A 14,982-nucleotide genomic window follows, 5' to 3' on the forward strand; every position below is an offset into this window, starting at 1 on the left:
GCCCTGCGCGACGATCGAATTGCCGGCAAGGGAAGGGAAAAGCGCGCCTGACCCGGCACCATCTCCACCATGGCAGGCCGAGCAATTGTCGCGATAGATTGCCTCGCCCGCGGTCATCCGTGTTGCGTCAGGCTTTGCCGGTTGGGCGCTGTCGACATCCGAGCCCAGGCTCTTGAGGTAGACTGCAACCGCCTTGAGATCGGGATCGGTCATTTTCGACGTGGAGTTCTCGATGGCCTCCGCCATCGGACCGGAGGCAATCGAATGCGCATTGACGCCGGTCTTGAGGTATTTCACCAGATCCTCTTCCGACCATTTGCCCAGGCCCGATTGCGCATTGTTGGTGATGTCGGGGGCAAACCAGCCCTGCAGGGAGGCACCTTGCAGGAACTCGCTGTCCTTATCGGCGCCAAGGAAAGATTTGGGCGAGTGGCAGGTGCCGCAATGGCCCGCTCCCTGGACGATATAAGCGCCGCGATTCCACTCCGCCGACTTGGAGGGATCCGGCTGAAAGCTTGCTTCGGTGAAGTTGAGGGCATTCCAGCCCAGCATCGCCAGCCGGATGTTCAACGGGAACGGCAGCTGATTGGCTTCGACCTTGTTCGATACCGGTTGAACCGTCGTCAGATAGGCCCACAAGTCGGAAATGTCCCGATCGTTCATCCTGGTATAGGCGGGGTAGGGCATTGCGGGGTAGAGCCGCACACCATTGTGGCCGATGCCTGACTTCATCATGCTGCGGAAGTCGGCTTCCGACCAACTGCCGATGCCCGTCTCGCGGTCAGGCGTTATGTTGGGCGGCACAAGCGCGCCGAACGGCGTTTCGAGCGGCAGGCCGCCGGCCAGCGGTTTGCCCTCGGCTCGCGTATGACAGCCTGCACAGTCGCCGAGCACCGCCTGATACTGTCCACGTATGATCTGGTCCGCCTGGTCGGCACTCCATGCCGGGCCGCCAGTGAGGGCCGCAGCACCGATGGCGAGCGTGAGAACGAGCTTGTTCATGCCTGCACCAGGGGTGCACCGGGATTGCGCAGATATTGATTGCGGATGGCATCGGCGGCGCGGAAAGCGAGCGCGCCGACCGTTCCTGTCGGATTTTTGCCGGCATTCTGCGGGAAGGCCGACGCACCGATGACAAAGACGTTGGGGACGTCCCAACTCTGGAGGAAGGTGTTGACCGCGCTCTTCTTCGGGTCCGTTCCCATGATGGCGCCGCCCGTATTGTGGGTGCTCTGGTAGGGGACGCTGTCCCAGCCTTTCTTGCGGCGGCTGACGGCGTACTGCTTTCCGCCGAGCGCCTTGGCAATTTCCTCCATCCGGTCGCAGACATAGTTCGACATGCGGATGTCGTTGTCGGGAAAATCGAACGTCATGCGCATCAGCGGCCGCCCGAAACGGTCCTTGTAGGTCGGGTCGAGGTCGAGGTAGTTGTTGCGCGTCGCGTAGCTGCTTCCCTGGGACGAGTAGCCAAGCGTGCTCTTGTAGCCCTCGACCGTTGCCTTCTTCCAGGCGCTGCCCCATTTCGGCGTGCCGGGCAGGGTCGGCCTGGTTCCGATCGGGCGCCCGTTGGTGGGAATGCAGTTGATGCCCGCACCGCCGACGAAGTCCAGCGCGCCGTGGTCGAACGCGTCACCATTGTAATCGTCGATCGTCTGGCCGAGCGCGCCTGCGGCGATGAACGGGTTGAAGTTCTTGTCGTCGAAGAACACCTGCACGCCGGCGTTTGTCTGGTAGCAGTAATTGCGCCCAACCGTTCCTTCGCCGCTGCCGGGGTCGTAGATCTTGCCGATGCCGGACAGCATCATCAGCCGGGCATTGTGCAGGCCGTAGGCGCACAGCAGCACCAGATCGGCCGGCTGGAAGTACTCCTCGCCTGAGGTATCGACGTAGGTCACGCCGCGCGCCGACTTGCCTCCGGGAGCCAGATCGACATGCAGTACCTCGCTGTCGGTGCGGACTTCGAAATTGGACTTCTTCATCAGCACCGGAAGGACGGTGGTCTGGGCGCTCGACTTCGAATAGTTGGCACAGCCGAAGCGTTCGCAGAATCCGCAATAGGTGCATTGACCCATGGCGATGCCGAGCGGGTTGACATAGGCCCGCGACATGTTGGCGGATGGGGTCGGGAAGGGATGCAGGCCGATCGACCGGCCGACCTCGGCGAACAGGGTTGGCGCGTAGGTCATCTGCATCGGCGGGGTCGGATAATCCCGCGACCTTGGATCCTCGAACGGATTGCCGCCTTCCTGCAACTGCCCCTTGATATTGCCGGCCTTGCCCGAGATGCCTGCCAGATACTCGAACTGGTCGTAATAGGGCTCCATCTCCGCGCCGGTCACGCCCCAGTCCTCGACCTGGAGATCGGCGATTCTCGATGCACCATATTTCTTGGTCAGATTGGTCTTTATCTGAAAGTCTGAATCCCAGAACCGCCAGGTGTGGCCGTTCCAGTGGACGCCGGCGCCGCCGACGCCGTTGCCGGGGAGGAAGGAGCCGAAATCGCGCATCGGCAGCGCCTTCTGCGATGGGTCGTTGCGCACCGTCATGGTTTCCACGGCGGGCTGCAGGAAGAGGTCGCGCCGGATGCTGTAGCGCAACTCATCCTGCGCGTAGCCGATGTTGAAATCGGTTGCCGTATCGCGCCAGGGGCCGCGTTCTATAGCCACCACGTCCAGGCCCTGATCGGTCAATTCGTGGGCCAGAATGGATCCCGTCCAGCCGAGGCCGACGATCACGACGTCTTTGCGAGGCAGTATCTTGGTCATGATCAGGCGCCTTTGCCGAGCCATTCGGGGCGCCCGATGATCGAGACAGGCGGCTGCGGATATGGCTGATTGTGTTTGCTGACATGGTCGCGGTAGTCGTAGCGGGCGCCTGGAAAACCAAGCATGCGCCACGAGACCATGTCCTTGTTGCCGCCATAGACGGGGTCGGCAAAGAACCCCTCCATGGTGTTCTGCAGCAGAAGCCCGAAGAAACCCGGCCCCTTGACGCCATTGGGCAGGTCGACCTTCCCGGCCTCCATAGCCGTCAGGAAGGCATCCTGTTCGGCCGGTGCGAGCTCGACGAATGTCTTGCCGTCCCGCTGTTTCAGGAAAGCGTCGATGGCGGCAAGCCCGGTGCGGTAACGCTGCGCCGGATTGGCCTCGCCCTGATAGCCCTGGGTGGGCAGTCCAGGCAGAAACGGGCCTTGCGTGTAAAGCCGGCTCGACGCACCGAACGCCCCCATCAACTGCCTGTCGATATAGACGGCGCAACCGGCTTCCTTGCCGCCCATGCTGAGCTCGTCGGCCGGAATGATGCGGTCGACGATCGCCTCGACTAGAGCTGCTTCCTGGGCCGAGAAAAAGTGCCAGCCGCCTGCCACGACCTGCGTCGGTGGATCGGATGTCATTGGCGTCCAGGGCAAAGTGCCCGAGAACGATCGCGCAAAACCGGCCGATGTCGCGGTTGCCGTAAACATTGCGACCGAGGACAGGAAAAGACGCCGATTCATTCGGACAGGGTTGCGACGGTTCATATTAGGAATCTCAAAAATAAGAGAGCACGCTTGGGAAGTGATTCCCAAGTATTCATGACAACGATAGTTAGGTTAAGCCGCAGATCGAATGCCGATAGACTGCGAGATGAAAATGACCTCGTCAACCACATCACAAAATCGTTAGCGAGGGTTTGGTCTACTGTCGATCAGGTCTGCTTGTGCTGTTGGAAGCCGGTTTTCGCCCGGAACTTGGGCTGCAGCGTCGCCTCTTGCAGAGCGTCCTGGCATACGCGGCCGGATACTGGACCGATAGAAACAGCATCGTGCCATCAGGCATGAATCAGGGACAGCCACAGACCGGCTGGCGTTCGAGGTAGTGGTCGACACCAGGGCGCCACCGCGACGTATCACGAGGCGTTCCGGACCCCTTGATCATACCTGCTCAGCTGGCAAGCAGCCTAATGAGTTTACGACCTGGACGACGCCTTGTAGACTGAACACATGGCGCTCAAACGGATGGACAACATAGGAATCGTCGTCGATGACCTCGAAGAGACGATTGGTTTCTTTGGCGAGCTCGGCCTTGAGCTCGAAGGGCGGGCCACGATCGAAGGAGAATGGGCCGGACGTGTCACTGGACTGGGCGATCAACGCGTCGAGATTGCCATGATGCGGACGCCGGACGGCCACAGCCGGCTCGAACTGTCCCGCTTCCTCACGCCGCCTGCCGTCTCGGATCACCGCAACGCCCCGGTTAACGCCCTCGGCTACCTCCGCGTCATGTTCGCCGTGGACGACATTGAGGGGACGCTTGAAAGGCTCCGCAATCGCGGTGCGCGGCTCGAAGGCGAAGTTGTCCAGTATAGAGACGTGTATCGGCTCTGCTACATTCGAGGGCCCGGAGGGCTTCTCATAGGGCTCGCGCAAGAACTAAGCTGAGCGCAATGCGCTAAGCGGCCTGCCGCTTCGGCACCATCTGCTCATCCATCCCCGGCCGATGGCCGCGCAGATAGAGCGCGCAGGTGGTGCGCAGCATCGACGCAAAGTTCGGGATGGCGCCGTTGATCTCTATGGCTTCGTCATAGAGCTTGGAGATGAATTTCGGCGTCGTCAGGTTCTGGTTTTCGGCGATCTCGTCAAGCAACGCCCAGAACGTCGCTTCGAGCTGGATGCTGGTCGAGTGACCGTCGATGCGAATCGAGCGGTTGATCTGGCGATAGCCTTCGGGGTCCTGGCCCGCAAACACCCTGCACATCCGACAAACCTCCCATGATTGTTGGTCTTGGGTGGACGGCGTGCAGTTTGATACTGCTTGACCTGTCCCCACACGTATTCTCGGGCAAAATTGCCGGTCCGGCAATCGGACTTTCGTCCCGTTCGCGGCTGCGGGCGTGGTAACCGGCTGCCACCACCTTTTGTCCGCGCCGCGCATAATCGCCTCCACACCAGCGCGGAGACTAATTTGGCCAAGGCGATCCACAGTATGATCCGGGTTCTCGACGAGACCCGATCGGTCGATTTCTACAGAAACGCCTTCGGGCTCAATGTCGCCGACAGGCTGGATTTCGAGACGTTCACGCTCCTTTACCTCAGCAATGCCGAGGCAGGGTTCGAGCTCGAACTGACCGTGAACAAGGATCGGCAGGAAGCTTACGGGCTCGGCGACGGCTACGGTCACTTCGCTGTCTCCGTCGCCGACCTCGACAGCGAACATGACCGTCTCGGTGCGCTTGGCCTGAATCCGAAGAAGATCGTCGAGTTCAACCGCGACGGATCGCTGATCGCCCGCTTTTTCTTCATCGAGGACCCCGACGGCTACAAGATCGAGGTTCTGCAGCGCGGAGGTCGCTTCCAATAGGAGACATAGCAGTCGCGCCGGCAGGTGCGGCGCCAGCAAACGCACTCTCAACAGTGCACATAGCAAGCAGGGAGGAATAAAATGGTCACGATCTATGACGCGAAGCCCGGGCTTTCCCGTCGTGAGCTTCTCAAACGCGGCGGCATCGGGGCGCTGCTCGTCATCTCCGGTAGCGCCGTCATCAGCCCTGAACATGCCTGGGGGCTCGAGACATCGGCACTCAAGCCCGAAACCATGGCGACGCTGATCCAGATGGCGCGTGACATCTATCCGCACGATCAGGTGCCGGACAAATACTACGCCATTGCCGTGAAAGGTCATGACGAGCAGGCCGGCAAGGACGCCGCCTACAAGGCGATGCTCGAGGATGGCATCGCCGACCTCGACAAGAAATCCGGTGGCGGCGGCTATCGCGGCCTCGGCTGGGAGGACCAGCGCGTCGGCGTGCTGAAGCAGATCGAGGCGACGCCGTTTTTCCAGGCCATCAGAGGCGGCCTTGTGGTCGGCCTCTACAACCAGAAAGAGGTGTGGCCGATCTTCGGCTACGAGGGCGAGTCCTATTCCAAGGGCGGCTACATCGCGCGCGGTTTCGACGACATCGAGTGGCTCTGAGCTCCGTCGTTCCTGAACCCGCAAACAGAAATCATGGGAGGAAACCATGGCAGCTTCATTTGATCTGAACAACGACGGCGTGGTCGTCATCATCGGTTCGGGCGCCGGCGGCGGCACGCTCGGCAACGAACTTGCCCAGAAGGGTGTCGACGTCGTCATCCTGGAAGCCGGCGCGCGCCACGAATACGAGGATTTCGTCAATGACGAGTGGGGTTCGTTCGCCCAGCTCGCCTGGACCGACAAGCGCACCACGTCCGGCGACTGGCGCGTGGCAAAGGATTTTCCGAACCTGCCGGCCTGGATCGTCAAGTCGGTCGGCGGTTCGACCACGCATTGGGCGGGAGCCTCGCTGCGCTTCCAGGAGCACGAGTTCAAGACGCTCTCGACCTATGGCAAACTGGAAGGCGCCAACCTGCTCGATTGGCCGATCACGCTGGCCGAGATGGAGCCCTACTACGCCAAGGCCGAGGCCAAGATGGGCGTCACCGGCACCAATGACTGGCCGCGGCTGCCGGGCAACAACAATTTCAAGGTGTTGAAGGCCGGCGCCGACGAGCTCGGCTACAAGGAATGCCACACCGGCAACATGGCCATCAACTCGGTCGATCGCGACGATCGTAATTCCTGCCAGCAAACCGGCTTCTGCTTCCAGGGCTGTAAATGGGGCGCCAAATGGTCGACGCTCTACACCGAGATCCCCAAGGGCGAGGCGACAGGCCATCTCGAAGTCAGGCCGAATGCCATGGCGATCAAGATCAACCACGACGCCAGCGGAAAGGTGACCGGCGTCGTCTACGCCGACAAGGACGGCAAGCTGCAGGAGCAGAAGGCGCGCATCGTCGCGGTTGCCGGCAACTCGATCGAGAGCCCAAGGCTGCTGCTCAATTCGGCGTCGGGAAAATTCCCCGATGGGCTTGCCAACTCGTCGGGCCAGGTCGGCAAGAACTACATGCGCCACACCACCGGCTCGGTCTATGCCATCTTCGACAGGCCGGTGCATATGTATCGCGGCACCACCATGGCCGGCATCATCCGCGACGAGGCGCGGCATGATCCGTCGCGTGGGTTCGTGGGCGGCTACGAGTTCGAGACGCTGTCGCTCGGCCTGCCGTTCATGGCCGCATTCCTCGATCCGGGCGCCTGGGGGCGCTCGTTCACCACCGCACTCGATCACTACGACCACATGGCCGGCCTGTGGATCGTCGGTGAGGACATGCCGCGCGCGGAGAACCGCATCACGCTGCATGCAGACGAGAAGGACGCACACGGCATGCCGATCGCCGACGTGCATTTCGACGACCATCCGAACGACACGGCGATGCGTAACCACGCCTACAAACAGGCTACGGCACTTTACGATGCGGTCGGCGCCACCCGCACCTTCCCGACGCCGCCCTATCCCTCGACCCACAATCTCGGCACCAATCGGATGAGCGAGAAAGCGGAAGACGGCGTCGTCAACAAGCACGGCCAGGCGCACGACATCAAGAACCTGTTCGTGTCGGACGGCAGCCAGTTCACCACCGGGGCCGCCGAAAACCCGACCCTGACGATCGTGTCGCTGGCGATCCGCCAGGCCGACTACATCGCCGCGCAGATGTCGGCAAAGACGATCTAGTCACATCCTCCCGACGGACTGCTGGCGCGGAACCCGCAAGGTTCCGCGCCTTTTTCTTGCCACCCTTATTGCTTGGTGCAGGTCGATGCGGTGAAGGCGCCGTCGGGTTGCTTCATGATGATGTCGAAGGAGGGCACGGTTTCGCCGTCAAGCGTCGCCTGGGTCAGCGACAGCGAGTTGCCGCCGGCGGTGTAGCCGCCCAGTGGTCCCAGCCAGGAAATCACGCCGTTCGCATCCATTTGGTAGTTGTACCCTTGCTGAGCGGGGCCGAAGCCGCCGAGGCTGGTGTAGACAGGGCCGCTGTAGACGTTCCCCTTGATGGTGATGTCGCCGAGGCTGAGGAACATGCCAAGCAGGTACACTTCGCAATGATAGGTGCCGTCAGGCATCTTGCCATCGCTGAAATCGGCTCGCGCGGCTCCGGTTGCTGCGGCCAGAAGCAGTATGCCGATGAAAAAGCGTGAAATCCCTGAAATCATGACGTCGCTCGTTTGAAGAGCGAGCTTGCCCTATTTTTGCACCGCGCCGCAACATCGGTCGCCCAAGGCGCCGCTATTCAGATCAAAATCTAGGCAGTCTGGGAGAATGAGCGAAAATTAGGCAAAAACTGTGTAAGCTGCGCAAATTTCCCTCAATCGATTTCTGGCCGGCTCTCTTTGTTTTGGAAGCCCTATGTTCCAAAGCGCTGATATCTATGAACTATTTGTACCCTTTCGGGATCGCTGGAGCGGTTGGCATGGGGGTTGCATTGTAGTGTTGCGGTGCAATCAACTAGCTTGGGAGTCCGTAATATGAGGGGTAATTTCTCGACAATAACAAAAATGTTTTCGGCTGGTGCGGTCGCCGCCGGCCTGTTGATGTCGGCTCCGGCCAAGGCCGCCGACGACACGATCAAGGTCGGCATTCTCCATTCGCTCTCGGGGACCATGGCGATTTCGGAGACGACACTGAAGGACGCCATGCTGATGCTCATCGACGAGCAGAACGCCAAGGGCGGCCTGCTCGGCAAGAAGCTCGAGGCGGTGGTCGTCGATCCGGCTTCCAACTGGCCGCTGTTTGCCGAAAAGGCGCGCGAACTGATCTCCAAGGACAAGGTTGCGGCGGTGTTCGGCTGCTGGACCTCGGTGTCGCGCAAATCGGTGCTGCCGGTGTTCTCCGAACTCGACAACATCCTGTTCTATCCGGTCCAGTATGAGGGCGAGGAGAGCGAGCGCAACGTGTTCTACACGGGTGCGGCGCCGAACCAGCAGGCGATCCCGGCGGTCGACTATCTGATGAGCGAGGACGGCGGTTCGGTTAAGCGCTGGGTGCTGGAAGGCACCGACTACGTCTATCCGCGCACCACCAACAAGATCCTCGAGGCCTATCTGAAGGCCAAGGGCGTGGCGGCTGAAGACATCATGGTCAATTACACGCCGTTCGGCTTCTCCGACTGGCAGACCGAGGTTTCGGCGATCAAGAAGTTCGGTTCGGCCGGCAAGAAGACCGCCGTCGTCTCCACCGTCAACGGCGACGCCAACGTGCCGTTCTACAAGGAACTCGGCAACCAGGGCATCAAGGCCGAGGACATTCCGGTCATGGCCTTCTCGGTCGGCGAGGAAGAGCTTGCAGGTCTCGACACCGCGCCGCTGGTCGGCCATCTCGCCGCCTGGAACTATTTCGAGAGCATCGATACGCCCGAGAACAAGAAGTTCATCGCCGACTGGCACAAGTTCATCAAGAACGACAAGCGCACCACCAACGACCCGATGGAGGCCCATTATATCGGCTTCAACATGTGGGTGAAGGCGGTCGAGAAGGCCGGCACCACCGATCCGGACAAGGTCATCGACGCCATGATCGGCGTGTCGGTGCCGAACCTGACCGGCGGCTATTCGACGATGATGCCGAACCACCACATCACCAAGCCGGTGCTGATCGGCGAAATCCAGGCCGACGGCCAGTTCGAGACCGTGTCGCGCACGCCGGGCCTGGTGATGGGCGACGAATGGTCCGACTATCTGCCTGATTCCAAGGACCTGATCTCGGATTGGCGCGCGCCTCTGTCCTGCGGCAACTTTAATGTTGCCACCGGCAAGTGCGGCGGCAAGGGCACGAACTGATCCCTCCCAGGGCTGACCCAGTCAGACCGCGCGCGTCCGGACGGCTTCCTCCGCCGTCCGGACGCCCACTTCAACCTTCAGGGGTTACCAGAAACCAATGACCTTAATCCGCACGGGTTTGATGCTGTTGTTCCTGCTGGCGACACTGTCGTCATCGGGCGCTGGCGAAACCGATCTGCGCGGCATCATCGCCAAATTCGCCACGGCCAAGGGCTTTTCCGAGATCGGAGCCGTCGTCCACGAACTGGCAGCCGCTGGCGACCCGGCGGTGGAGCGGCCGCTTGCGGCACTTGCCGACGGCAACCTCTATGTCCGCAAGGCCGATTCCCTGGTGTTTGTCGGCAAGGAAGCGGGCGAGAGCGTCCAGCTTTCCGACCCGTTGAGCGGGGAGGCATCGGGTGAGGCGGCCAAGGACGGCATCACCAAGATCAAGGTCAACAACACGCTGCGTCGCGTCATCCGCGATGCGTTGGGCACTCTGACGCTCGGCGCCAAGGATCCGGCTGTCCGCATCGCCGCCGCCGACACCATGTTCAAGACACCTGACGCCGCAAATATCGCCCCCCTCGATACGGCGATCGCCGGTGAGGCCGTGGCCAGCGTCAAGGCTCTGCTCGAACAGGCCCGTGCGGCCTCCGTTCTGGTCTCCGACCGGCCGGATGCCGAGAAGCTCACTGCCATCGCGCTGATCGGCGCGCGCGGCGACCGCGATGCGGTTTCCCTGCTCACCTCGGTCGAGGCGAATTCCACCGACGCGGTCAGGCAAGCGGCGACAGCCGCGATCGCCAACATCAATTCGACGCTGGCCTTTTGGGATGCCGGGCAGAACATCTGGTACGGCATCTCGCTGGGCTCGGTGCTGCTGCTGGCGGCAATCGGCCTCGCCATCACCTTCGGCGTCATGGGCGTCATCAACATGGCGCATGGCGAGATGGTCATGCTCGGCGCCTACACGACCTTCGTCGTCCAGCAGGTGATCCGTACATCCTTCCCTGACCTGTTCGACTGGTCGCTGGTCATCGCACTGCCGCTGGCCTTTCTCGTCGCCGCTCTGGTTGGCCTGATCATCGAGCGCGGCGTCATCCGCTTCCTCTATGGCCGGCCGCTTGAAACACTGCTGGCGACATGGGGCGTCTCGCTGATCCTGCAACAGGCCGTGCGCTCAATCTTCGGGCCGACCAACCAGGAGGTCGGCAACCCATCCTGGATGTCGGGCTCGTTCAATGTCGGACAGTTGGCGATCACCTGGAACCGCCTGTGGATCCTGGTTTTCGCGCTCGCTGTCTTCGGCATCCTGCTCTACGTGATGAAGCGCACGCCCTGGGGCCTGCAGATGCGCGCCGTCACCGCCAACCGGCGCATGGCTGCCTCGATGGGCATCAGGACGCCGTGGGTCGACGCGCTGACCTTCGCGCTCGGCTCCGGCATTGCCGGCATTGCCGGCGTCGCGCTGAGCCAGATCGACAACGTCTCGCCCAATCTCGGCCGCGGGTACATCATCGACAGCTTCATGGTCGTTGTCTTCGGCGGCGTCGGCAATCTGTGGGGCACGCTGGTCGGCGCCTTCTCGCTCGGCATCGTCAACAAGTTCCTCGAGCCTTATGCGGGCGCGGTGCTCGGCAAGATCGTCGTGCTGGTGCTGATCATCCTGTTCATCCAGAAACGCCCGCGCGGCCTGTTCGCGCTCAAGGGGAGGGCGGTGGAAGCATGATCACGGGACGCTTCTTTGCCGCCGGCGCGGACCGCCGCATCGCCATTACGATCTCCATCCTGCTGGCGGTGGCCGTCATCGTGCCGTTGCTCAACCTTGCGGTGTCTCCTACCAGCGCCTTCTACATCCCATCCTACATCGTCGCGCTGACCGGCAAATATCTCTGCTATGCGCTGCTTGCCTTGGCGCTCGACCTGGTCTGGGGCTATTGCGGCATCCTTTCGCTCGGCCACGGCGCCTTCTTCGCGCTCGGCGGCTATGCAATGGGCATGTATCTGATGCGCCAGATCGGCTCGCGCGGCGTCTATGGCAATCCCGTCTTGCCCGACTTCATGGTGTTCCTGAACTACAAGGAACTGCCATGGTTCTGGTATGGCTTCGACCATTTCTGGTTCGCCGGCCTCATGGTGCTCGCGGTGCCTGGCCTGCTGGCTTTCGTCTTCGGCTGGTTCGCCTTCCGCAGCCGCGTCACCGGCGTTTATCTCTCCATCATTACCCAGGCGATGACGTATGCGCTGCTGCTTGCCTTTTTCCGCAACGACATGGGGTTCGGCGGCAACAACGGCCTGACCGATTTCAAGGATATTCTGGGCTTCAACGTGCAGGCCGACGCGACGCGCTCGGCGCTGTTTGCCGCCAGCGCGGTGATGCTGGCACTTGCCGTCTTCGTCACCTGGGCGATCGTCGGCTCAAAATACGGCAAGCTCTTGATGGCGGTACGCGATGCCGAGAGCCGCACGCGCTTCCTCGGCTGGCGGGCGGAGAACGTGAAACTGTTCGCCTTCACCGTCTCGGCCGTCATGGCCGGCATAGCCGGCGCGCTCTACGTGCCGCAGGTCGGCATCATCAATCCGGGTGAATTCGAGCCGGCCAATTCGATTGAAGTCGTCGTCTGGGCGGCTGTCGGCGGGCGCGGCACCATTGTCGGGCCGATCATCGGTGCGTTGCTGGTCAATGCCGGAAAATCCTGGTTCACCGGCGTACTGCCGGAGTTCTGGCTGTTTGCACTGGGTGGACTATTCGTCGCCGTCACGCTTTTGCTGCCCAAGGGCATCATCGGCATGTGGGACAGCTGGCGCGGCAACGCCAAGGCGTTGCGAGCTGCTTCGATTGCCGAGGAAGCCGGCACCGATGCCGATGTCTCGCCGCCGGCGAAAATCGTTCGCAGTGAAGCAAGAAAGCCAGGTGACTGGTCCGCCAGCAACCCCGAACCACAGCCGGCGGAGTGAGCGACCATGTCAAAGTCGAACACGATCCTTTATCTCGACGGCGTCTCGGTCTCCTTCGACGGCTTTCGCGCCATCAACAATCTGTCGCTGGTGCTCGACAAGGGCGAGATGCGCGCCATCATCGGCCCCAACGGCGCCGGCAAGACGACGATGATGGACATCGTCACCGGCAAGACGCGGCCCGACGAGGGCGAAGTGTTCTTCGACGGCCAAGTCGATCTGACCAAGCACGACGAGGCCGAGATCGCAATGATGGGCATTGGCCGTAAATTTCAGAAGCCGACCGTCTTCGAAAGCCACACGATCGAGGAAAACCTGATGCTGGCGCTGAAGGGTCCTCGCTCGATCTTCCCGGCGCTGTTTCACCGCCGCTCGGCCGCCGAGACGCGGCAGATTGATGACATCCTCGGCATCATCCGGCTTGGCGACAAGCGTGACGAACTGGCGGCCAATCTCAGCCATGGGCAAAAGCAGTGGCTGGAGATCGGCATGCTCTTGGCGCAGGACCCGAAACTGCTTCTGGTTGACGAGCCGGTCGCCGGCATGACCGATGCCGAGACCGAGGAAACCGCGCGGCTGCTCAAGGATATCGCCCGCGACCATTCGGTCATCGTCGTCGAGCACGACATGCATTTCGTGCGCGAGCTCGGCGTCAAGGTCACCTGCCTGCACGAGGGCTCGGTGCTCTCGGAAGGCACACTCGATTTCGTGTCGGCCGACGAGCGTGTCGTCGAAGTCTATCTGGGGAGATGAGCATGGTCTGGCGGGTTCAGTTCCATCACTTCGATCTGTCGTTTCTCAGGTTCTGGAGACGGCGCTGACATGCTCGAAGTTTCCAATGCCACGCTGCACTACGGCGCCGCCCAGGCGCTGCGCGGCGTATCGCTGAAGGCGGGCGCCGGCAAGATCACCTGCGTGCTCGGCCGCAACGGCGTCGGTAAGACCAGTTTGATGAGATCGATCGTCGGCCACCACCGGCTGACGAGCGGAAGCGTTGCCTTCGAGGGGAAGGCGCTCGACCGGAGCGCGGCGTATGACCGCGCCCGGTCGGGCATCGCATTCGTACCGCAGGGCAGGGAGGTCTTTCCGCTGCTCACCGTGCGGGAGAACCTGGAATCAGGCTTTGCGCCGCTGAGGCGAGCCGACCGCAACATTCCGGCGCATGTCTTCGAATTGTTCCCTGTGCTGAAGCAGATGCTCGGCCGTCGCGGCGGCGATCTTTCCGGCGGCCAGCAGCAACAGCTCGCCATCGGGCGGGCGCTGGTGATGCGGCCGAAACTGCTCGTGCTCGATGAACCGACCGAGGGCATACAGCCGTCGATCATTAAGGACATCGGCCGCGCCATCCGCTATCTACGCGACCAGGCGGGCATCGCCGTGCTTTTGGTCGAACAATATCTCGATTTCTGCCGCGAGCTCGCCGACGAGGTCAACATCATGGACCGGGGCGTGATCGTCCATACCGGCCCGGCTGAAGATTTAGACCGGGCTGATGTGCGGAAGTTCCTTACCGTCTAGCATTGGCGGTGAACTTCAGTTGGCGATCCGAAGTTCTTGCCAAGTCCAATATTTCTCCATCCGATCACCTGCGTCTCTGGCACGCTCAATATCGCGTGCTAGTCTTTTCCATGGCTTTGTGAGTCGGCCGCTTCCGTATCAGTCTGGTTATCGCAGATCGAGGACCACGGCCAATGCCGGGCAAGTTTCACGCAAGCAAGGCTGCCTAGCTTCCCTCCTGCGATCTCTGTCGTTCAAACGCGTTTGGGCACACAGGCTAAGGGACAGCCATGGAACGTTACGTCGAGGATTACCAGAAGCGGCGGCTTACCGAACGCGTCGACATCATCGCTGCCATCAATATCTTGAGATCACAGGGCTGCGACTACGACGATCTGATCGAGGAGATCACCAAGGTCTTCTATGTCGATCTCGATACCTTCAATGAGATTGTCATGGCGGCCTAGGAGCCGCATTCGTCTCCCCACGATCAGAGGCCGGTGTTGCGCGATTAGCTTGCGCGCCTGAACGGAGATGCGGTGACGCGGTTACGGCCTCCGCGCTTGGCGTCGTAGAGCGCCTTGTCGGCGGCGTTGAGCACCTTGTCGAAGCCGAGGCCTTCCTTGGTGCCGAAAGCAAATCCGGCACTGACGGTGCATATCAGCGAGCCTGTCTCGGTTTCGATGCGGTGCGCGGCGAAAGCTGCCCGTATGGCCTCGGCGGTGGCCTCCACCGTTTCGGGCAAGGTCCGCTTCAGCACCAGCGCGAACTCCTCGCCGCCCATGCGCGCGGCGACGTCGGCCGGGCGGCGATTGCTGGCGAGTTCCCGTGCAAACACCCTCAGCACCTCATCACCGGCGGCGTGGCCGAATTC

General features: G+C 61.7%; 16 protein-coding genes. 10 read left to right on the forward strand and 6 right to left on the reverse strand.

Annotation, left to right across the window (positions count from 1 at the left end; translation table 11 throughout):
- The 3 genes from ENZ75_RS04505 to ENZ75_RS04515 form a co-directional block, all read right to left on the reverse strand.
- Positions 1 to 1,002, reverse strand: a 1,002-nt coding sequence (locus tag ENZ75_RS04505) for a cytochrome c (RefSeq protein ID WP_128277923.1), incomplete at its 3' end; no start/stop codon positions are given.
- On the reverse strand, positions 999 to 2,765 hold the full coding sequence (locus tag ENZ75_RS04510) for a GMC family oxidoreductase (protein WP_128277924.1): 1,767 nt from the start codon (positions 2,763 to 2,765) through the stop codon (positions 999 to 1,001). The genes ENZ75_RS04505 and ENZ75_RS04510, both read right to left, overlap by 4 nt.
- Before the next feature lie 2 nt (positions 2,766 to 2,767).
- Complete coding sequence (locus tag ENZ75_RS04515; RefSeq protein WP_244514297.1) at positions 2,768 to 3,394, reverse strand: gluconate 2-dehydrogenase subunit 3 family protein; 627 nt, start codon at positions 3,392 to 3,394, stop codon at positions 2,768 to 2,770.
- Positions 3,395 to 3,982: 588 nt separating this feature from the next.
- On the opposite strand from ENZ75_RS04515, the gene ENZ75_RS04520 reads away from it, so the two are divergent.
- Complete coding sequence (locus ENZ75_RS04520) at positions 3,983 to 4,420, forward strand: VOC family protein (protein WP_063167925.1); 438 nt, start codon at positions 3,983 to 3,985, stop codon at positions 4,418 to 4,420.
- Between the two features lie 10 nt (positions 4,421 to 4,430).
- On the opposite strand, the gene ENZ75_RS04525 is transcribed toward ENZ75_RS04520, so the two are convergent.
- Positions 4,431 to 4,736 (reverse strand): ribbon-helix-helix domain-containing protein, encoded by a 306-nt coding sequence (locus tag ENZ75_RS04525; RefSeq protein ID WP_063167926.1) that lies wholly within the window; start codon positions 4,734 to 4,736, stop codon positions 4,431 to 4,433.
- Positions 4,737 to 4,943: 207 nt separating this feature from the next.
- Here ENZ75_RS04525 and ENZ75_RS04530 point away from each other — a divergent pair, with 207 nt between their 5' ends.
- The 3 genes from ENZ75_RS04530 to ENZ75_RS04540 all read left to right on the forward strand — a co-directional run bounded on the left by ENZ75_RS04530 (position 4,944) and on the right by ENZ75_RS04540 (position 7,569).
- Positions 4,944 to 5,339, forward strand: a complete 396-nt coding sequence (locus ENZ75_RS04530) for a VOC family protein (protein WP_027161507.1) — start codon at positions 4,944 to 4,946, stop codon at positions 5,337 to 5,339.
- An 81-nt stretch (positions 5,340 to 5,420) separates the two neighbouring features.
- Positions 5,421 to 5,951, forward strand: coding sequence for a Twin-arginine translocation pathway signal (locus ENZ75_RS04535; RefSeq protein ID WP_063167927.1), 531 nt, complete (start codon positions 5,421 to 5,423; stop codon positions 5,949 to 5,951).
- A gap of 46 nt (positions 5,952 to 5,997) precedes the next feature.
- Complete coding sequence (locus ENZ75_RS04540; RefSeq protein WP_063167928.1) at positions 5,998 to 7,569, forward strand: GMC family oxidoreductase; 1,572 nt, start codon at positions 5,998 to 6,000, stop codon at positions 7,567 to 7,569.
- Between the two features lie 65 nt (positions 7,570 to 7,634).
- Here the strand turns inward: ENZ75_RS04540 and ENZ75_RS04545 are convergent, their stop codons facing one another.
- Positions 7,635 to 8,048 (reverse strand): hypothetical protein, encoded by a 414-nt coding sequence (locus tag ENZ75_RS04545; protein ID WP_024503521.1) that lies wholly within the window; start codon positions 8,046 to 8,048, stop codon positions 7,635 to 7,637.
- A gap of 312 nt (positions 8,049 to 8,360) precedes the next feature.
- Here ENZ75_RS04545 and urtA point away from each other — a divergent pair, with 312 nt between their 5' ends.
- The 6 genes from urtA to ENZ75_RS04575 all read left to right on the forward strand — a co-directional run bounded on the left by urtA (position 8,361) and on the right by ENZ75_RS04575 (position 14,575).
- Positions 8,361 to 9,671, forward strand: coding sequence for an urea ABC transporter substrate-binding protein (gene urtA, locus ENZ75_RS04550; protein ID WP_013531849.1), 1,311 nt, complete (start codon positions 8,361 to 8,363; stop codon positions 9,669 to 9,671).
- Positions 9,672 to 9,768: 97 nt separating this feature from the next.
- A complete protein-coding gene (gene urtB, locus ENZ75_RS04555; RefSeq protein WP_063167929.1) occupies positions 9,769 to 11,382 on the forward strand; it encodes an urea ABC transporter permease subunit UrtB in 1,614 nt (537 codons plus the stop codon).
- The gene (gene urtC, locus ENZ75_RS04560) at positions 11,379 to 12,611 is read left to right on the forward strand and encodes an urea ABC transporter permease subunit UrtC (RefSeq protein ID WP_027161511.1); all 1,233 of its coding nucleotides are present in this window, start codon (positions 11,379 to 11,381) and stop codon (positions 12,609 to 12,611) included. Before urtB ends, urtC begins: the two co-directional genes overlap by 4 nt.
- A 6-nt stretch (positions 12,612 to 12,617) precedes the next feature.
- On the forward strand, positions 12,618 to 13,364 hold the full coding sequence (gene urtD, locus ENZ75_RS04565; RefSeq protein ID WP_013531846.1) for an urea ABC transporter ATP-binding protein UrtD: 747 nt from the start codon (positions 12,618 to 12,620) through the stop codon (positions 13,362 to 13,364).
- A gap of 69 nt (positions 13,365 to 13,433) precedes the next feature.
- Entirely contained in the window at positions 13,434 to 14,129 is a 696-nt protein-coding gene (gene urtE / locus ENZ75_RS04570) for an urea ABC transporter ATP-binding subunit UrtE (protein WP_013531845.1), read from the forward strand.
- Positions 14,130 to 14,398: 269 nt separating this feature from the next.
- Entirely contained in the window at positions 14,399 to 14,575 is a 177-nt protein-coding gene (locus ENZ75_RS04575) for a hypothetical protein (protein ID WP_013531844.1), read from the forward strand.
- Positions 14,576 to 14,619: 44 nt separating this feature from the next.
- Here ENZ75_RS04575 and ENZ75_RS04580 read toward each other — a convergent pair.
- A partial coding sequence (locus tag ENZ75_RS04580) for a diguanylate cyclase (RefSeq protein ID WP_128277926.1) occupies positions 14,620 to 14,982 on the reverse strand: 363 nt, incomplete at its 5' end.

It is taken from the genome of Mesorhizobium sp. M7A.F.Ca.CA.002.04.1.1 (genome assembly GCF_004022805.1).
Taxonomy (GTDB): Bacteria; Pseudomonadota; Alphaproteobacteria; order Rhizobiales; family Rhizobiaceae; genus Mesorhizobium; species Mesorhizobium ciceri.